Source organism: Pseudomonas sp. 18175 (genome assembly GCF_050432925.1).
Lineage (GTDB): Bacteria > Pseudomonadota > Gammaproteobacteria > Pseudomonadales > Pseudomonadaceae > Aquipseudomonas.
Genome location: NZ_JBKFTO010000032.1, coordinates 1 through 16,566, shown reverse-complemented (window position 1 = coordinate 16,566; position 16,566 = coordinate 1). Strand labels below are relative to the sequence as shown.

The following is a 16,566-nucleotide window of genomic DNA, read 5'->3' as shown; positions in this document are numbered from 1 at the left end:
TTACTTCCTTGCTCGGTGATCTGGGCGTGTCGTCAATCAGCCAGCCATGGGTTTGTACCTTGATGTGCTTGGCTGAACGTCCGCGAACGGACGTTCAACCCTGCACACCGCAGGCTGTATGCATATCAAGCGCTTTGGCGTTCATTCCAGGAGTCGGAGTGAATGATGTTGCCGTCCTTGTAGGTCCAGGTGACCTTCTCGTAGCGCAATTCAACCTGCTCGATGTGGTTGTGCTTCTCTTTGCTCGGGTCTTTGACGTCGTGCATTTTGGGAGCGACTTTCACCACCTTGACGTCTTCCAGTTTGGTGATGAAGTACTCCACCTCCTGCCCGGCATCGTCGATGCGGTACCACTTGAACTCCGCACTCTTGAGGGTTTGCCCTGTGGTCACTGCCTTGTAGAGGTAAGGACTGGACGCATCGATTTCTTTGGAAAACAGAAACGGGGTGTGCACCCGTGTACCGGTCAATTTGCCGGTGTTGTTGTCGGTGGGGATGTACAGGCTGTGGTCCTGGGCAACCACTTCGATACTGCCTTCGCGCTTTTGCACGTCCACCGAACCTTTGATCTCTGCGCCACCGTCGTCTTGCAGCCAGAGGTAAACGGGAATTGCCATATGAAGCTCCTTTCTCGGAAATTTAACTGTCGCGGGATGCGACAGAGGTTGTCTGTCCGGCCCCACGTCAGAGCGCGCACACGCCCCTTCCTCAGGGATCAGACGGATATCAACGCGGCGGTTGGCAGCGCGCCCCGCCTCGGTGTCATTGCTGGCGATCGGCTGGCTGGCGCCGAAGCCCTGCACCGCAAAACAGCTGTCGGGAATGCTGCCCATCTGTCGCATCCAGGCGTGCACGGCAGCGGCGCGGGCGCTTGAAAGCCGAAGGTTGTGTTGCGCATCGCCGGTAGCGTCGGTATGCCCTGAGATCACGATCAGCCAGCCGGGCTGTGCCTTGATCTCAACCAATGCGCTGATCAGGACTTTGGCTGAGCCTGGTTTGAGTTGAGCGCTGCCAGTGGCGAACAACGACAGGCTGTCAAGCCGGACCGGGCTCGCCACCTGTGCAGCAGGCGGGGTCGGCGCAGGCTCCACATGGGCACCCAGCACGGCCAGCAGCTGTGCACGCAGGCGTTCGCCGCGATACAAGCCCATGCCAACGGCCCAGGGCACGCCGTGCCTGTAGTAAGCGTCCAGCCGCCGGGCGTGCTGGCGCAGAGCACTTACGGCATCTTCACGCAGGAGAAATGCGCGCTGTACACGCTGAGTCGGCTGGGGAATAGCCGCATAGCGACGAAGATCGTCACTGACCTGACGCACCAACAGCGTGTTCTGCCAAGCAGAGCTGGCGAGTGCGATAACGCCTGCAACAGCGAAGAGCCACAATGCGCTGATCGCTGCGCGTTGTGCTGGGCGTTGCAATGGGCCGAGCGCAAGCAGGTGAAGCAAGGGGTCGGGAAACGTTAGACGCGCATCCGTTGTTACCGACCTGTTGTCAGCTAGCGCGACCTTGCTGCTCAGCCATTGCTGCCAGAGATTGGCGCTGATCGAATGGGGGACTGCGGGGGCCAACTTGACGGCACAGACCATCGCCACCACGGGAGCGCTGCACGTCGCGAGTTGTGACAACACCGCCTCCTGCAACCACATCGCAACGCTGTTCAGTTGTACGGTCGCGCACATCCGCTTCGCTTGTGCTGAAGAGTCAGCGCTGTGTTGTTGCCACTCAATCACGCTGGAGCACGAACCCGCGCCACGTACACACGCGTCAGCTTGACCGTTGCTCCAACTGAACCAAGGTTCTTCGCCCCGTGGGGTTTGCAGGTAGCTCACCAACAGCAGCGGCAGTGCGATGCCACGCTTACGTACCAGCGACACTTGATGACTGAATGCGCGTATCGCGCCAGCCAGAACGGCGCGGTCGCTGTGCGCGCCTGGATTGACGGTGAGCATTACACCGAGTTGCCCACCCCAGCCTGGACGCAGCGCCAGAAGGCTATCGGCCACAACCGGTAATTGCTCCAGATTGTCCACGCGAACATAGCAACCCTGTTCTGTGACTCGCAGCGCCAACTGCTCGGCCGGCACCGGACCAAATAGCCCATCCAGGCCATCACCGCACACCAACACGACAGGACTGCGAAACGCGGCCGCAGGTAGCACCGCATTATTGGCCAGTGTGATCAAACCTCGCTGCTCAGTTACACGCCGCCCCAACTGAGTCCAAGCCCACGCGACACAGCCCACTGCGATCAACACACCGAACGTACGCATCCCTATGCCGAGGGGAAGGATGACCAGCAAAGCGAGAGCAAGAGCTCCCGCCCACAGGTAGAGGATTCGATACAGGTTAAAGGTCATCTCGCCCTCACCTCTGACCAGCCAAGAGCGGATCAAGCGCGTCACTTAGCAGGTAATCCAACCCCCACCATGTGGACGCGAGCACCAGGACAACGGCAAGAACATGAACCTGCGGTGAACGCAGCCAGGCCAAACTTGCGCGCCAGTTGCCACCCGCCACCTGCGTCACCAGTGATTGGCTTGCATTCAGCGGTACAACCTGTGAATTGACAGCAAGCAACAGTTGCTCGCGCTCAGGATCACTCAGTTCGCCGTAACGACCACGGAAGCCCAGCGTCAGCACCCGTTGAAATACGGTCAGCACATGCAGGTCGGGGGCGGGCTCACGCATGACTTCGCGCATGTCCTCGTAGAGAAACTCGCCTGCCTGATGGCGATTGAAAATCCTTGCCTGCAAAGGCTGACTGGCCCAGGTGGCATGGGCCTCGTCGGTGGCGCAACTGAGCACGGTTTCGTCGAGCAATGCGCATTGCGCGTGAATGATATGGTCGATGCTGCGCTGTTTCAGCCCGGCCAATGCCAAGCGCTGCCTTACCTGTTCAACCTGCTCCATACAAAGCCGAGTCAGCTCAGCGTTGCTTCGCACGCCAGCACCTTGGCGCAGTTCAACAACCAACAGGTAGGTGTCCTGCAACAGCTCATCAATGTCCACCGTCATAGCGGTGTGTTCCTTGGAAGCGTTCAGGTTCATGAGCGCAGCACCGCAAACAGTTCGAGCTTCACATCAGCCAACGTGCTTGGCACATAGAAGGTGCAGACGCCCTCATCGAGAACGGCCTGCCCTTTGGCGTGATTGAGATCCAGCACGAAATACTGATTTTCGAGACGTAACGGAATCGCGGCGGGTACATGGCTGAGGGGTTGCAGCGGAACCCCATCAAGCGCGGCATTAACCAGGTGATTGACTTGGTCCGGCGTGCCAATTTTGCACAGGCGCGGGAACTGATCCTGCAACTGCGCTGGCGACAGCCGGCAACGCACCGACAGATAAAAATCGGCACCATCTCGTTCGCGCAGGCGCGGATCGTTCAACGTCACTTGCCAGCGATTGGCGCCCTGCTGTTCCAATTCCAAGGCAACCACCCGCGACGGCAAACTGGCTTCCAGCAACACGGAGATGGTGCGCATCAACGGCACAAATACCGTGTCCAACTGTTCGTGCCGGTAGGCGGGGATTTTGTCGATGTCGTGTTCCAGGGAAAACGTCAGCAGACTTCCGGCCAGCTTGATCAACGGCTGGTAAACCTGTTCAGGGTGTCGTGCGGGGAAATCGCGAAGGTCCGCCAATACCGGCTGATAGGAGTTCAAGGCGTTTAGCAACCAGAACAACGACACATCGGCAACGGCGAAATCCGCCATCCGTTGATTGCTTTCCCGGCGCATGCCCATAAGCCTTTGCCGCTTGGCAGAAAGCTGCGTCAACAGGTTGTCCAGCTGGTTTACCAACCCCGCATGGGCTGCGAAGCTCAGCAGCGGTGGCACATAGTCTGGGTCGAGCCTCCAGGCCCCCTGGCCATCGCGAATCAGCCGGGCGACCGGACACGTCAGGTAATCGCCATTATTGTCACTGTGCAGACGCAGACTCAGCGCATGCTCCAGCACGCCGATCGACTGCGCCTCATCCCCATAAATATCCTGTACTTCGCGCCACGCCTGGCGATATCGCATCGGCTGATCAGCGTGGCCGCCGTCAAACAGGCAGTTGTTACCGTTGGCCTGCTCCAGGGGCAAGGCCAGGTGCAGCACAGCATCCTGGGCGTCGTCCGGCAGTACTTGCGCCAACTCCAAGGCAGGCGGTAGTGGGTCCATGCATTCAGTATCGATCCAGGTACCATCCGGCATGCGTACACGCAGTTGCGTCGCCTTGAGTTTGCCCAGGCGCAACGCCTCTTGATCAAAACCCGCAGCCTGGACACCCCAGGGGTGTGTCACGCAAAGGTGAGCAAGCTGTTGGTTGGCCCAAGACTCCAACCGCGCCTGCTGCTGAAATTGCTGCTGTGACAGTAAGGCGCCGGCAGCCCATAGAGGGCGATCGATTTTCATAACATCGTTCCCTACTAATGGATCAGGCTTTGGCCTTGGGCATCTGCGAGACCAACGACAGGTTTACGTCCATGCCCTCCACCTGGAAGTGCGGCACTGCGTACAACTTGACGCGGAAGAACCCCGGATTGTCCTCAATGTCTTCAACGGTGACCTTAGCGTCTCGCAGCGGATGAGACGCTTGCAGGTCGTCGCCCGGATCAGTCATTTCGGTCACCAGCCCGCCGATCCACTTGTTCAGCTCAAGCTCCAGCAGGCGGCGGTCCTTGGTGGTGCCGATGTTTTCGCGCTGGATCAGCTTCAGATAATGGGCGATGCGCGACAGCAAGAAGATGTAGGGCAGGCGTGCGTTGATTCGACTGTTGGCAGTGGCGTCGGCTGTGTCGTACAGCGCGGGCTTTTGCGCAGAATTGGCCGAGAAGAAGCATGCGTAGTCGCGATTCTTGTAGTACGAGAGAGGAATGAAACCGAGGTTGGCGAACTCAAATTCGCGGGTTTCCGGGATCATCACCTCGGAAGGAATCTTGACCTGGTTGCCGGTGCCCAAGTCGTATAGGTGGATAGGCAGATCCGTGACGGCCCCACCTGACTGGGGCCCCCGTATCTGCACACACCAGCCGTTGGTGATAAAGCTTTTGACCATATTGGCGGCGAAGGCAAACGAGGCGTTGGTCCACAAATACTTGCCGTGGTCCGGCCCCTTGACGCTTTCGATGTAATTGAAACTGCGCACAGGGATGGTGTCGGGACCATAGGGCAGGCGACCCAGGACCCGCGGCATCGTCAGACCGATGTAACGCGCATCATCGCTGTCACGGAAGGACTTCCACTTGATGTATTCGGCCCGGTCAAAATAGTTGCCGATGTCTTTGATGGCTGCCACATCTTCCATCGACGCCTTGCCAAAGAAGGCGGGGCCTACGGAGCCCACGAACGGCATATGGGCGGCGGCGGCGACCTTGGAGATGTTGCGCAGCAAGGCGATGTCCTGGGGACTGCGGTCGAACTCGTAATTGGAGATCGCCGCAGCAATAGGCTCGCCACCTGGCGTGTCGTACTCCTGGGTGTAGGTATGCAGGTACAGACCGCTTTGGGCAATTTCCGGGGCGTCCTCGAAATCCTGCACCAAGTGATTCTTGCTGATGTCCAGTAGTTCTATGCGAACGTTTTGACGAAAGTCAGTCTGATCGATAAGCGACTTCACACCACGCCAGGTCGATTCGACGCGCTGAAAGTCCGGATGGTGCATGACCTCGTCAAGTTGGCGGCTGATCTGCATGTCCAGCAAGGCGATATGTTCGTCCAGCAACGCCTTGTCCAAGCGTTCAATTTTTTGCGGGGATTGCTTGAGCAGCTTTAGAAAAACACTGACAGCCGCCGTTACTCGTTCATCCGCCGACACTTCGGAAAGTGCCTCAGCATTCTGAAAAGCCTCTAGACCGCCTAACGCGGCAACAGGGCTAAGGTTAATTTTGTTAAACAGAGCGCTATACACGCCATTACTCTCTTCAGACGATACTGTTGCGTTGCCAGGTTGGGCGCTGGAACTCTCTGCAGACATGACGAAATTTCCTTTTCAAACAGTTGATATCGATTAGCGCTTATCTTTGGGCGCCAACGCGGCCAACTCTGCACGTAGCTCGTCACTGAGCGCGTCATCCTTGAGAATGCGCTCCAGCTCGTGACGGAAGGTCACGTTATCCAGCAAGTTGGATTTGAGATCACGCAACAGATTGCGCATGGCCAACAACGCACGTAACTGCGGAATCTGCCGCGCTACTTGCTCGGGCTCGAAGTCCTTCATGCTCTGAAAAACAAGATCGACAGAGGTGTCAGACGCGTCATCGGCGAGCGTGTTATTCACAGCGAGTTTCAGGCTAGGCGAGAACTCACCCAGCACACTGTTGAAGTTGTTTTTATTGATGTCCACCTTGCCTCGCTCAGAGAGCGGGCGCTGCTCCTTGCCGTTGCTGTAGTCGCCCATAAGCATGAGCTTGAGTGGCAATTCGACTTTTTTCTGCGCGCCACCGGTATGCAGGTCAAGCTTGATATTGACCCGTGCCTTGGGCACTTCATTTTGAAAACTGTTTGAAGCCATAACGCATCCCTTTCAGATATTTCTTGCAACAAAAGACTAAGACTGAAACCTAGACGTACCCAGCCGACAGGTTTGTCCAGACATTCAACCAGCGCCAATAGATTCAGGTTCCCGGCAGAAACGGCACACTCGTACGACATGAGCCGACACAAGAAATGGCCATCAACCTCACAACTACAATGAACTATTTCAGATATTCCTTACTAGCCCCTGCATTGCACATGGGAAGTTTCATCGCAGTATTGGAGATATTTCCCACAAAAGGATATATCGACCTTACCCTCACCCATCAAAACAAGCACTGCAATCTTAAAAGACCACTCTTATATAAAAATAAAACATGGCTGACAGATGTTTCAGGCAAGCCGAATATTCAAACATTAAACACAGCAACCCATACAATAAACGCAACACACCCAGATGACTATATAAAGAAAAAAGGGCAACCTCAAAAGCATTGAAGCTGCCCTTTTCTCAATAAACTATTTATTTATCCGTGTACTACGTTTCGCGCACGCCTAAAAAGATAAAACCGGGGCGACCTCTGTAACACTCGGCATTCACAAATCAACTCAACAACACCACCCCCCCCGGCAACTCCGTACACTTGGCCCCATACGCATCCCGAATCAACAACGCCACCCCCGCCAACTGCTGCAAGCTGAACCGCGCCTGCACCCGGCGCTGGCCCAGCTCCTTGTTTAACAGCACCAGCATCCCCGGCCGATAGCGGTTGATCTCATCCACCACCGTCGCCAGCGTCGCGTTATTGAATACCAGGATCTGCTCACGCCAGGCCACCACGGCCTGGGTATCCACGCTGGCGACGTCACTCACCCCGGCCGGGCCGTAGGTCAATTGCCGCCCGCTCTCCAGGCGCACGTTGCGCCCGGCCACGTCCACCGAGAGCCAGCCGTCGATGCAGGTCACGCATACGCTGTGGTCGGTATTGCGCACATTGAACCGCGCCTGCGCCGCACTCACCCAGCCTTCGCCCGCCTGGACCTTGAGCGGCTGGGCAACGTGGGCGACGACTTCGACTTCGCCTTCAAGCAGCTCAATGCCCTGCCCTACGCGGCTGATGCGGGTCTGGGTGTTGAGCTCCAGGCTAACGCCCTCGCTCAATACCACCTGGCGTTGTTCGCCGACTTCAGTGCGGTAGTCGGCGGTGAGTCCGGCAAAGCCGCCGGGCACGCCAACGCTCACCATCACCACGGCGGCCGAGGCGGCAACGGCGCCGCCCAGGAAGGCCCGGCGGCTAACCGTGCGTGGTTGCGACACGTGATCGAGGGCGGGTGACAGTTGCTGCCACAGCGCCTTGGCCTGTTCGAACGCCTGGGCGTGCTCCGGGCTCTGGGCGCGCCAGGCGTGCAGGGCCTTGGCGTCGGCGACGGTGGCGCGGCCCGAGGTCAGCAGGAGCAGCCAGTCGCGGGCTTCATCGTGCAGGGGGCTGGCAGCGGTTTGCCGGGCGGTGGGGAAGCTGAAAATATTCAAGCGCGCACATACTCACGGATTTATCAGGGACTCGACACTAAGACGGTTTTCCGGCCCCGGGACCGAACCGCTGAATCACTTTTCTTTCCAGGCGCTTGGCGCAATGGCCCAGGGCGGCCTTGATTTCCTTTTCGACCATGCGTGTGGAGATGCCGAAACGCTGGGAGATTTCCAGGTGAGGGGCTTCTTCGAGTCGGGCGGCGATCAGGATTTTGCGGCGGCGGGCCGGCAGTTCGTAGAGCGCCTTGACCAGGGATTGGATTTCGCGCTGGCCGCCCACCACGCGTGAAGGGTCCTGGGCTTCGTCGGCGGTTTGCAGCAGTTCCTCGACTTCACTGCCGGTGAGCAGGCGCGCGTCGGCCTGGCGGCGGTCGGCGGCGATGTTCAGGGCCATGCGGTAGAGGTAGGCGTTGGGTTGTGAAAGGTTTGGCGGTACGTCCATGCGGTCGACCCGCAGGTAGGTTTCGTGCAGTACGTCATTGGCCAGGTCTTCGGAGCCCAGGCGCTTGCGCAAACGCACCTTGAAGTCTTCGTAGGACGCCAGGAATAAGCGGACCATCGCACTGTGCCCGGTATTTTTCATCCGCCCGAGGCTCCCTTCGCTGCTGTGCATTCCATGCGCATTCCTGTTGTGTCGGGCATCAAAAGTAAAGTCACTGGCTGGCGCAGCGAGCTGGGGGCCGGGCGTTCAACCCGGGTCGTGCCGAGGCTGCGCACCAGTGCTTCATCGCGTTGTTCATCGCCGGTGGAACTGACCAGCCGACTGTGTTCGATCAGCCCATCGCGGTTGACCCAGACCTGCACCAACGCGCGAAAACTGCCGGGCCGGGTCAGGGGCGTGCGGCACAGGCTGGCCTCAATGGCCTGCTGCAACGCCGTGGCGTAGCTGTTGTTGATCCGCGCCGCACTGCGGGCCGCCGCCCCCCGGGTCACGGGTGGCTGGCTGACGTCGGGCAGTTGCAAGGTGAACGCGTCAACGCGTGCATAGCGCGCCATCAAGCCACTCCCCGTCAGCAACATCGCCAGTGCTTCTTGCGCCGTAAAGCGCCCGCGCACCCCGATGGAGCGGCGGCCCTGCGTCAACTCGCGGTCCACCAGCACGGCGATCCCAGTGGCGCGGCTGTACGCTTGCAGTGCGTGTTCCAGGTCCTGGGCCGGCAGGTTCAGGCTCAGCAGCGGTGCCTGCGCCTGCGCTGCCGGGCCTGCGCCCAACAGCAACAGCACGACCAGGGCGCATACGGCGCGCCGCCAGGCCCCCTGCTCACCCCCTGCATTGCATCGCTGCACGGCCGACGTGTCCTAGAAAACCGTCATCCTGAGGCTCGTTTATGAATCTGATGTTACGGTGATAGCAAAAAAAACATCACGGTGACCACAAGCCCACTGCACTACACTTGCAAGCCTTACCGGCCCACTCCCTCGGGCCCGCCAGGAGGCCCCGATGAAGCGGTTACCCACCCTTGCCAGCCTGTTGCTGTGCAGCGCCCTGCCCTTGTTTGCCTATGCCGATAAGGCCGCGAGCACCTGCACCGAGGTTTCGGTGGATGGCTACAAGGCCCCCGACTACGGCTGCTTGAGCCAGCAGATGGGCAGTGATAGCAACGCCGCCAAGGCCACGAAGAAAAACCGCGAGGCGCAGAACATCCCCGTCGACAAACGCGCCCCCAATGCCGTGGGGCTGTCCACGCCGGCAGCCACCAGTGTGCGCATGGGCAATACCTTCGGCACCTCGGTGAAACCGCAACGGCCTTGAAGGCCGTGGAAACAAAAATGTAGCACTCGGTAACATCTCGCTCCGGCGTGGGGCACTCCCGGTCACGCCGCCCCAGTGCCTGCGGGCCTGCAAAGCCATGGCGCAGTTCGTGCATTCACTGCCACTCCCTCCTCACCTGAACCCGCCATGCGCCCCAAGGAACTGAAACTCTGGACCACCGGTGTCGCCCAACTGCTGGGCCTGCCTGCCGGCCACCCACGGCTTGTCGGGCTCAGCCATTGGTTGCGCCAGGTGTGCCCGGTGGATCACTTCGTGTTGTTCGTTTATGAAGGCAACCACCGACCGTTGGCGATGTTCGACACGTTCTGCGCCGACAAGCGCGGTGTGTATGTGGACGACTACCAGTGCGGGCCCTACCTTTTGGACCCGTTCTACCTGGCCTGTACCCGTGGCCAGGCGCCGGGGTTGTGGCGTTTGCGCCAGTTCGCGCCGGACCACTTTTACCTCGGCGAGTACTACCTCACCTATTACCAGCAAACCGGGTTGGCCGAAGAAATTGCGTTTTTTGTCGACCTTGGCGCGGGAGCCACAGCGGTACTGTCGTTGATGCGCTCTACCGCCAGCTGCGCATTCAGCCGTGATGAGATGCAGTTGATCGAATGTGCCCAGGCAGTGGTGGAACAGGTGATTGGTGAAGCCTGGCGCTTGCGTCAGGCCCAGCAGCCGCGCCCGGCGCAGGACCTGGACTTCAAGATCCGCGAAGCCTTCGACCAGTTCGGCGCGCATATCCTCACCGGCCGTGAGCAGGAGATCGTGCAACTGCTATTGCGCGGCCACTCCAGCGCCTCGGTGGCCGAGCAATTGAGCATCAGCCCGGGCACGGTGAAGATCCATCGCAAGAATATCTACGCCAAGCTGGGTATCGGTAGCCAGTCGGAATTGCTGGGGTTGTTTATCCGCGACCTTACTGGCCAGGAATTAGTAGCGGTCGCCTGAAATACTCAGGTCTATCCCCCAAGGGATATATACAGCACAAAACCCCCGTTGCTAGTTTGGCCCTCGACGCAAACCCGCCTCGAGGAAGCCCGACCGTGAACGACACATCGCCCAGCGACATCGAATTTTGCAACGTGGTCAAACGCTATGGCCCGGTGCAGGCCGTCAATGGCCTGAATTTCTCGGTACGCCGCGGCTCGTTCCATTCCTTTCTCGGCGGTTCGGGCTGCGGCAAGACCACCACCCTGCGCATGATCGCAGGCTTCGAACAACCCACCAGCGGCGAAGTGCGCCTGGCCGGCCAAAACGTCGCGGGCGTGCCGGCCTTCGAGCGACCGGTGAACATGGTGTTCCAGCATTACGCGCTGTTCCCGCACCTGACCGTGGCACAGAACATCGCCTACGGCCTGCGCTACCGTACCCCGCGTCCTGACAAGAAAACCCAACTGCGCATGGCCGATGAAGCCCTGGAAATGGTGCGCCTGAGCGGCTTCGGCCAGCGTAAGCCCAGCGAGCTGTCCGGCGGCCAGCAACAGCGTGTGGCCCTGGCCCGGGCGCTGGTGAACAAACCCACCGTGTTGCTGCTGGACGAACCGCTGGCGGCCCTGGACCGCAAGCTGCGCAAGGAGATGCAATCGGAGCTGCTGCGCCTGCAACGGGAAGTCGGCATCACGTTTGTGCTGGTGACCCACGACCAGGAAGAAGCCCTGTCGATGAGTGACAGCATCAGCGTGATGCGCAACGGCTCGATCATCCAGACCGCCACGCCAGAGCAACTCTACGAAACCCCGGCCAGCCGCTACGTCGCCGACTTTATTGGCGAGTCCAACCTGTTCAACGGCACCGTGCGCCGCCTACAAGGCAACGCGGTGGTGCTGCGCACGGCCCAGGGCCTGGAGCTGACCAGCCCGCTGACGCCCACCGGCCAGGCGTTGGGGGCAGACGCCGAAGGCTGCATCGCGGTGCGCCCGGAGCTGATCAGCATTGCCGCCACCGGCGCCGAACTGGCCCGCGAAGTGTCCCTGCCGGGTTGCGTCGAAGACCGCATCTACCTGGGCAACTCCACCGAATACCGCGTGCGCACCCAGGCCTTCGGCGTGGTCTGCGTGCGCGTGCCACGCCAGCAGGATCAAGGCCTACAGGCGTTCGAACACGGCGCAGCGGTCAGCGTCGGCTGGGATCATGCCAATGGCCTGGCCATGGCGTTGTAAAGCACTTTTCTCAAACGAATGTGGAGCAAGTCATGGACCAGAAAACCTTTCTAAAAACCCTGCGCAGCTGGCAGAACGGTTCCATCAGCCGCCGTGAATTCCTCGGCCGCACCGGCCTGGGGCTGGCCGCCGCTGTCGTCGCAACCAATATGCCGGGGCTACTGACCTCCACCGCAGAAGCCGCCGAACAAGGCAAGCTGGGCGATCGCCTGTCGCTGGCCACCTGGCCCAATTACCACAGCCAGGAAAACCTCGATGCCTTCGCCAAGACCACCGGCGCGCGGGTATCCATGAGCGTGTTCGGCTCCAACGAAGAGATGCTCGCCAAATTGCAGGCCGGCGGCAGCGGCTGGGATGTGTTGGTACCGACCAACTACACCATCAGCACCTATGTGGGCCTGGGCCTGATCGAGCCTTTGGACCTGTCGCGCATCCCCAACTTTGATGCCACGGCGTTCCAGCAAAAATTCATCGCCCAGGGCACCGTGGACGGCAAGGTCTACGCCGTGCCGAAGAACTGGGGCACCACCGGCATGTGCTACGACACCGAAAAACTCAAGAGCGGCCCCACCAGCTGGAAGGAATTCTGGGCCGCCGCCCAAGGCCCGGCCAGCGGTCGCACCATGGTCCACGACTACCAACTGACGGCCATCGGCAACGCCCTCAAGAGCTTTGGCTACAGCTTCAACTCCCTGGACCCGAAAGAGCTGGCCGACGCCGAAAAACTGCTGATCGAGGTCAAGCCGCACCTGTTCGCGATCAACTCGGACATCCAGCCGTCGATGCGCAGCGGCGATGCCTGGCTGGCCATGTCCTGGACCGGCGACGCGTCGCAGTTGCACCGCGACATCCCACAGATGCACTTCACCCTGGGCAAGGAAGGCGGCGAATTGTGGAGCGACTTCTTCGCCATCCCCAAGAGCTCGGAACACAAGGACGCCGCCTATGCGTTCATCAACTACCTGCTCGACCCGCAGCACAACAAGCTCGAAGTGCTGAGCCACGGCTACCCCAGCGGTGACAAGCGCGTCGACGCCTTGCTGCCGCCGGCCATGCTCGACGACCCGATCATGTACCCCGCCGCCGAAGCCCTCAGCCCGCTGGAGTTCGGCGCTGCTGCCACGCTCACCAGCCCCGCCCGCGCCGAGTTGATGGCGCGGTTCAAGTCTGCCTGATCGTCTAGCCATGGCCACCGAGGAGTCCCCCATGCATGCCGCCACTCACCCGTCCACGGTGACCACCCTGCCCGCTCCCACGCGCCCCCGGCGCAGCCTCGGGCGGCGCATCACCTTGCTGATGCTGTTGCCGTCGACCTTGTGGTTCCTGCTGCTGTTGTTGATGCCGCTGGTGATCATCCTGGTCTTCAGCTTTGGCGAACGCAGTGCCGTTGGCGGTTATGCCGGTGGCTTCACCCTGGCCAACTACCTCAACCTCGGTTCGCGGGCGGCGGCGTTCGGCAACACGCTGATGCTGGCGCCGTTGGGCACCTTGGTGTGCCTGGTGGCGGCTTACCCGTTGGCGTATTTCCTGGCGGTCAAGGTCAGCCGCAACCGCTCGCTGCTGCTGACCCTGGTGATCGTGCCGTTCTGGACCAGCTTTTTGATCCGCACCTACGCGTGGATCTTCATCCTCAGCGGCAAGGGCATTCCGGCACTGCTGGCGAGCCTGGGCCTGGAGGATGTGCGCTTGATCAATACGCCGTGGGCGGTGCTGATCGGCATCGTCTACGGCTACCTGCCGCTGATGGTGTTCCCGATCTACGTGAGCCTGGAAAAACTCGACAAGCGCCTGCTGGAAGCCTCTGCCGACCTGGGTGCCAGCGCCTTTGAAAGCTTTCGGCGCATCACCCTGCCGCTGTCGGCACCGGGAATCATCACCGGGGTGATGCTGGTGTTCATCCTGTTGATGGGCGAGTTCCTGATCCCGGCAATCCTGGGCGGCGGCAAGGTGTTTTTTGTCGGCAATGCCCTGGTGGACCTGTTCCTGCAATCGCGCAATTGGCCGTTTGGCAGTGCGCTGGCCATGACCCTGGTGGCGATGATGCTGTTGATCATCGGCGTGTATTTGAAGCTGGTGGCGCGCTACGGCGGCCGCCCTGCCGATGGAGGCCTGTGAAATGTGGCTGCGCAGTTACTCAACGTCGCTTTACCTGTTTTTGTATGCGCCCATCGCCCTGATCGTGCTGTTCAGCTTCAACGCCGGGCGCAGTGGCCTGGCGTTCGAATGCTGTTCGGTGCAGTGGTTCGGCCGGGCGTTCAGCAACCCGTTCATCATGGAGGCCTTGGGGCACAGCGCATTTATCGCCTTGTGCTCGGCGCTGATCGCCACGCTGTTCGGCACCCTGGCGGTGTTCGGCCTGCAACGGGCCGGGGCGCGAGTGCGCTTGTTGTTCGATGCGCTGACCTACTGCGCGATCATCGTGCCGGGCATCGTGATCGGCATCTCCACCTTGATCGCCTTCATCAGCCTGTTCGACCTGATCAACCCTGTGCTGGCGAGACTGATACCGGGCATACCGCGCCTGAACATGGGTTTCTTCACCGTGATCGCCGCCCACTCGCTGTTCACCATGGCCCTGGTGATGGTGATCGTGCGCAGCCGCGTCGACACCCTCGACAAGGCCTTGCTGGAAGCCTCGGCGGATCTCTATGCGCCGCCAATGCAAACCTTCTGGCGTGTAACGCTGCCGCAAATCAGCCCAGCGATCATGGCCGGCTTCCTGCTGGCATTCACCTTCAGCTTTGACGATTTCATCATCGCGTTTTTTGTCGCAGGTTCTGAAACCACGCTGCCGATCTACATCTTCTCGTCGATTCGCCGTGGCGTAACGCCGGAGATCAATGCGGTGTCCACCGTGATCATCTGCGTGTCGCTGATCCTGCTGTTCACTTCCCGCCACCTGCAAAACCGCCGCGCCCAGGAGCCTGCCCATGCGTGACCATCTGTATATCAACGGCCAGTGGGTCAGCCCGGATTTGGGCGGTTACCTCGACGTAATCGACCCGGCCACCGAGCAGGTGTTCGAGCGCGTGGCCGCCGGCACCGAAGAAGACATCGACCACGCCGTACGCGCCGCACGCCGCGCCTTCGACAATGGCTGGAGCCAAACCAGCGGTGAAGAACGCGGCCAATGGCTCGACAGCCTGGCCGACGAACTGGAACGTGCCCAACCGGCCCTCGCCGAATTGGAAGTGCGCGACAACGGCAAGCCGCTGCCCGAAGCGCTGTGGGACGTGGGCGATGCTATCGGCTGTTTCCGCTATTACGCAGGCCTTGCCCGTGAACTGGATGGACGCCAGGACCAACCCCTGCCGCTGCCGGACGAGCGTTTTCGCTGCCGTATCCGCCATGAGCCCATCGGCGTGGCCGGGCAGATCATCCCCTGGAACTACCCGCTGCTGATGGCGGCGTGGAAGGTCGCACCGGCCTTGGCTGCTGGCGCCACCGTGGTGCTCAAACCCTCGGAGCTGACGCCCCTCACCGCCCTGGAACTGGCCGCAGCGGCCGACCGCATCGGCCTGCCCGCCGGGGTGTTGAACGTGGTCACTGGCCTGGGCATCGACGCGGGCAGCCCGCTGACCGAACACCCAGGCGTAGACAAATTGGCCTTTACCGGCAGCGTGCCCACCGGGGCCAAGATCATGTCGGCGGCCGCACGGGACATCAAGAACATCAGCCTGGAGCTGGGCGGTAAATCGGCATTCATCGTGTTTGATGACGCCGATATTGACGCCGCGGTGGAGTGGATTCTGTTCGGGATTTTCTGGAACCAGGGCCAGGTGTGCAGCGCCACCTCGCGGCTTTTGGTGCAGGACAGCATCGCACCACGCCTGATCGAACGGCTGGTGGAGGAAACCCGCAAGATCACCATCGGCCCGGGCCTGGAACCGGGTGTGTTGCTTGGGCCTTTGGTCAGCCAGGGCCAGTACGACAAGGTGCTCGGCTTTGTCGATCAGGGGGTGGCCAGCGGTGCACGCTTGCTCACTGGCGGCAAGCGCCCTGGCCACTTGGCCGAGGGTTACTTTATGGAGCCGGCGATTTTCGATGAGCCGGCGCATAACAGCATCCTGTGGCGTGAGGAAGTGTTTGGGCCGTTGCTGTGTGTGAAGCGCTTCAAGACCGAGGAGCAAGCGGTGCAGATGGCCAACGCCAGCCGCTTCGGGCTGGCGGCGGCGGTGATGAGTGCCGACCCGCAACGCAGCACGCGGGTGGCCAATCAGTTGCGGGCCGGGATTGTGTGGGTCAACTGCTCACAGCCCACCTTTGTCGAGGCGCCGTGGGGTGGGATGAAGCACAGTGGTATCGGCCGTGAGTTGGGGGAATGGGGGTTGCACAATTATCTGGAGGTTAAGCAGGTGACGGAGTACGTCAGTGACCAGCCGTGGGGGTGGTATCTGTAGCTGCATCAGCGACTACGCTTGCTCTGGAGAAATGCAATACAAATGTGGGAGCTGGCTTGCCTGCGATGGCATTTTTTCGGGGTACATATCCGTTATTTGGGTAACGGCTGCTATGGGTTCCGCCCTTACGGCGGGTCACTTTTGGAAGACCCTCCATGTCAGGATAGTTGTCGCTTCTTCAAAACTGGAGGGCGTAGGACTGTCGCTTGAAACAACGTCGCTATACCGAAGATGAGAAAACTTGGGTGCTGCA

At 60.4% G+C, this 16,566-nt stretch carries 16 protein-coding genes and 1 pseudogene; 8 read left to right on the top strand and 9 right to left on the bottom strand.

Going from position 1 to position 16,566, the window contains the following annotated elements; all coding sequences use genetic code 11:
* Positions 1-125: 125 nt before the first annotated feature.
* The 6 genes and pseudogenes from ACLD1Y_RS28900 to tssB form a co-directional block, all read right to left on the bottom strand.
* Entirely contained in the window at positions 126-617 is a 492-nt protein-coding gene (locus ACLD1Y_RS28900) for an Hcp family type VI secretion system effector (protein WP_429481110.1), read from the bottom strand.
* Positions 618-794: 177 nt separating this feature from the next.
* A pseudogene (locus ACLD1Y_RS28895) lies at positions 795-1,151 on the bottom strand (OmpA family protein); the annotation flags it as partial.
* Positions 1,152-2,364: 1,213 nt separating this feature from the next.
* Positions 2,365-3,048, bottom strand: coding sequence for a type VI secretion system protein TssL, short form (gene tssL / locus ACLD1Y_RS28890; protein ID WP_429481079.1), 684 nt, complete (start codon positions 3,046-3,048; stop codon positions 2,365-2,367).
* Positions 3,045-4,400 carry a type VI secretion system baseplate subunit TssK gene (gene tssK, locus ACLD1Y_RS28885; RefSeq protein ID WP_429481078.1) on the bottom strand — a complete coding sequence of 452 codons (1,356 nt, stop codon included), beginning with the start codon at positions 4,398-4,400 and terminating at the stop codon, positions 3,045-3,047. Before tssK ends, tssL begins: the two co-directional genes overlap by 4 nt.
* A gap of 22 nt (positions 4,401-4,422) precedes the next feature.
* Positions 4,423-5,961, bottom strand: coding sequence for a type VI secretion system contractile sheath large subunit (gene tssC / locus ACLD1Y_RS28880; RefSeq protein WP_429481077.1), 1,539 nt, complete (start codon positions 5,959-5,961; stop codon positions 4,423-4,425).
* 33 nt (positions 5,962-5,994) lie between these two features.
* Positions 5,995-6,498: a type VI secretion system contractile sheath small subunit gene (gene tssB / locus ACLD1Y_RS28875; protein WP_429481076.1), complete on the bottom strand. Its 504-nt coding sequence runs from the start codon at positions 6,496-6,498 to the stop codon at positions 5,995-5,997.
* A gap of 155 nt (positions 6,499-6,653) precedes the next feature.
* On the opposite strand from tssB, the gene ACLD1Y_RS28870 reads away from it, so the two are divergent.
* The gene (locus ACLD1Y_RS28870; RefSeq protein ID WP_429481075.1) at positions 6,654-6,959 is read left to right on the top strand and encodes a hypothetical protein; all 306 of its coding nucleotides are present in this window, start codon (positions 6,654-6,656) and stop codon (positions 6,957-6,959) included.
* Positions 6,960-7,065: 106 nt separating this feature from the next.
* On the opposite strand, the gene ACLD1Y_RS28865 is transcribed toward ACLD1Y_RS28870, so the two are convergent.
* Genes ACLD1Y_RS28865 through ACLD1Y_RS28855 form a run of 3 tightly spaced genes read right to left on the bottom strand, consistent with a single transcriptional unit; the run spans position 7,066 to position 9,216 of the window.
* Complete coding sequence (locus ACLD1Y_RS28865; protein WP_429481074.1) at positions 7,066-7,992, bottom strand: FecR family protein; 927 nt, start codon at positions 7,990-7,992, stop codon at positions 7,066-7,068.
* A 37-nt stretch (positions 7,993-8,029) separates the two neighbouring features.
* Entirely contained in the window at positions 8,030-8,575 is a 546-nt protein-coding gene (locus tag ACLD1Y_RS28860; RefSeq protein ID WP_429481073.1) for an RNA polymerase sigma factor, read from the bottom strand.
* The gene (locus ACLD1Y_RS28855; protein WP_429481109.1) at positions 8,572-9,216 is read right to left on the bottom strand and encodes a secretin and TonB N-terminal domain-containing protein; all 645 of its coding nucleotides are present in this window, start codon (positions 9,214-9,216) and stop codon (positions 8,572-8,574) included. The genes ACLD1Y_RS28860 and ACLD1Y_RS28855 overlap by 4 nt, the downstream gene beginning before the upstream one ends.
* Positions 9,217-9,433: 217 nt before the next feature.
* Here ACLD1Y_RS28855 and ACLD1Y_RS28850 point away from each other — a divergent pair, with 217 nt between their 5' ends.
* The 7 genes from ACLD1Y_RS28850 to ACLD1Y_RS28820 all read left to right on the top strand — a co-directional run bounded on the left by ACLD1Y_RS28850 (position 9,434) and on the right by ACLD1Y_RS28820 (position 16,313).
* Positions 9,434-9,745, top strand: coding sequence for a hypothetical protein (locus ACLD1Y_RS28850; RefSeq protein ID WP_429481072.1), 312 nt, complete (start codon positions 9,434-9,436; stop codon positions 9,743-9,745).
* 147 nt (positions 9,746-9,892) lie between these two features.
* Positions 9,893-10,702 (top strand): response regulator transcription factor, encoded by an 810-nt coding sequence (locus ACLD1Y_RS28845; RefSeq protein ID WP_429481071.1) that lies wholly within the window; start codon positions 9,893-9,895, stop codon positions 10,700-10,702.
* A 95-nt stretch (positions 10,703-10,797) separates the two neighbouring features.
* Entirely contained in the window at positions 10,798-11,913 is a 1,116-nt protein-coding gene (locus tag ACLD1Y_RS28840) for an ABC transporter ATP-binding protein (protein ID WP_429481070.1), read from the top strand.
* Positions 11,914-11,945: 32 nt separating this feature from the next.
* A complete protein-coding gene (locus ACLD1Y_RS28835) occupies positions 11,946-13,088 on the top strand; it encodes an ABC transporter substrate-binding protein (RefSeq protein WP_429481069.1) in 1,143 nt (380 codons plus the stop codon).
* Between the two features lie 31 nt (positions 13,089-13,119).
* Positions 13,120-14,028, top strand: a complete 909-nt coding sequence (locus ACLD1Y_RS28830; RefSeq protein WP_429481068.1) for an ABC transporter permease — start codon at positions 13,120-13,122, stop codon at positions 14,026-14,028.
* Between the two features lies 1 nt (position 14,029).
* Complete coding sequence (locus ACLD1Y_RS28825) at positions 14,030-14,851, top strand: ABC transporter permease (RefSeq protein WP_429481067.1); 822 nt, start codon at positions 14,030-14,032, stop codon at positions 14,849-14,851.
* Positions 14,844-16,313 (top strand): aldehyde dehydrogenase family protein, encoded by a 1,470-nt coding sequence (locus tag ACLD1Y_RS28820; protein ID WP_429481066.1) that lies wholly within the window; start codon positions 14,844-14,846, stop codon positions 16,311-16,313. The genes ACLD1Y_RS28825 and ACLD1Y_RS28820 overlap by 8 nt, the downstream gene beginning before the upstream one ends.
* Positions 16,314-16,566: the final 253 nt, after the last annotated feature.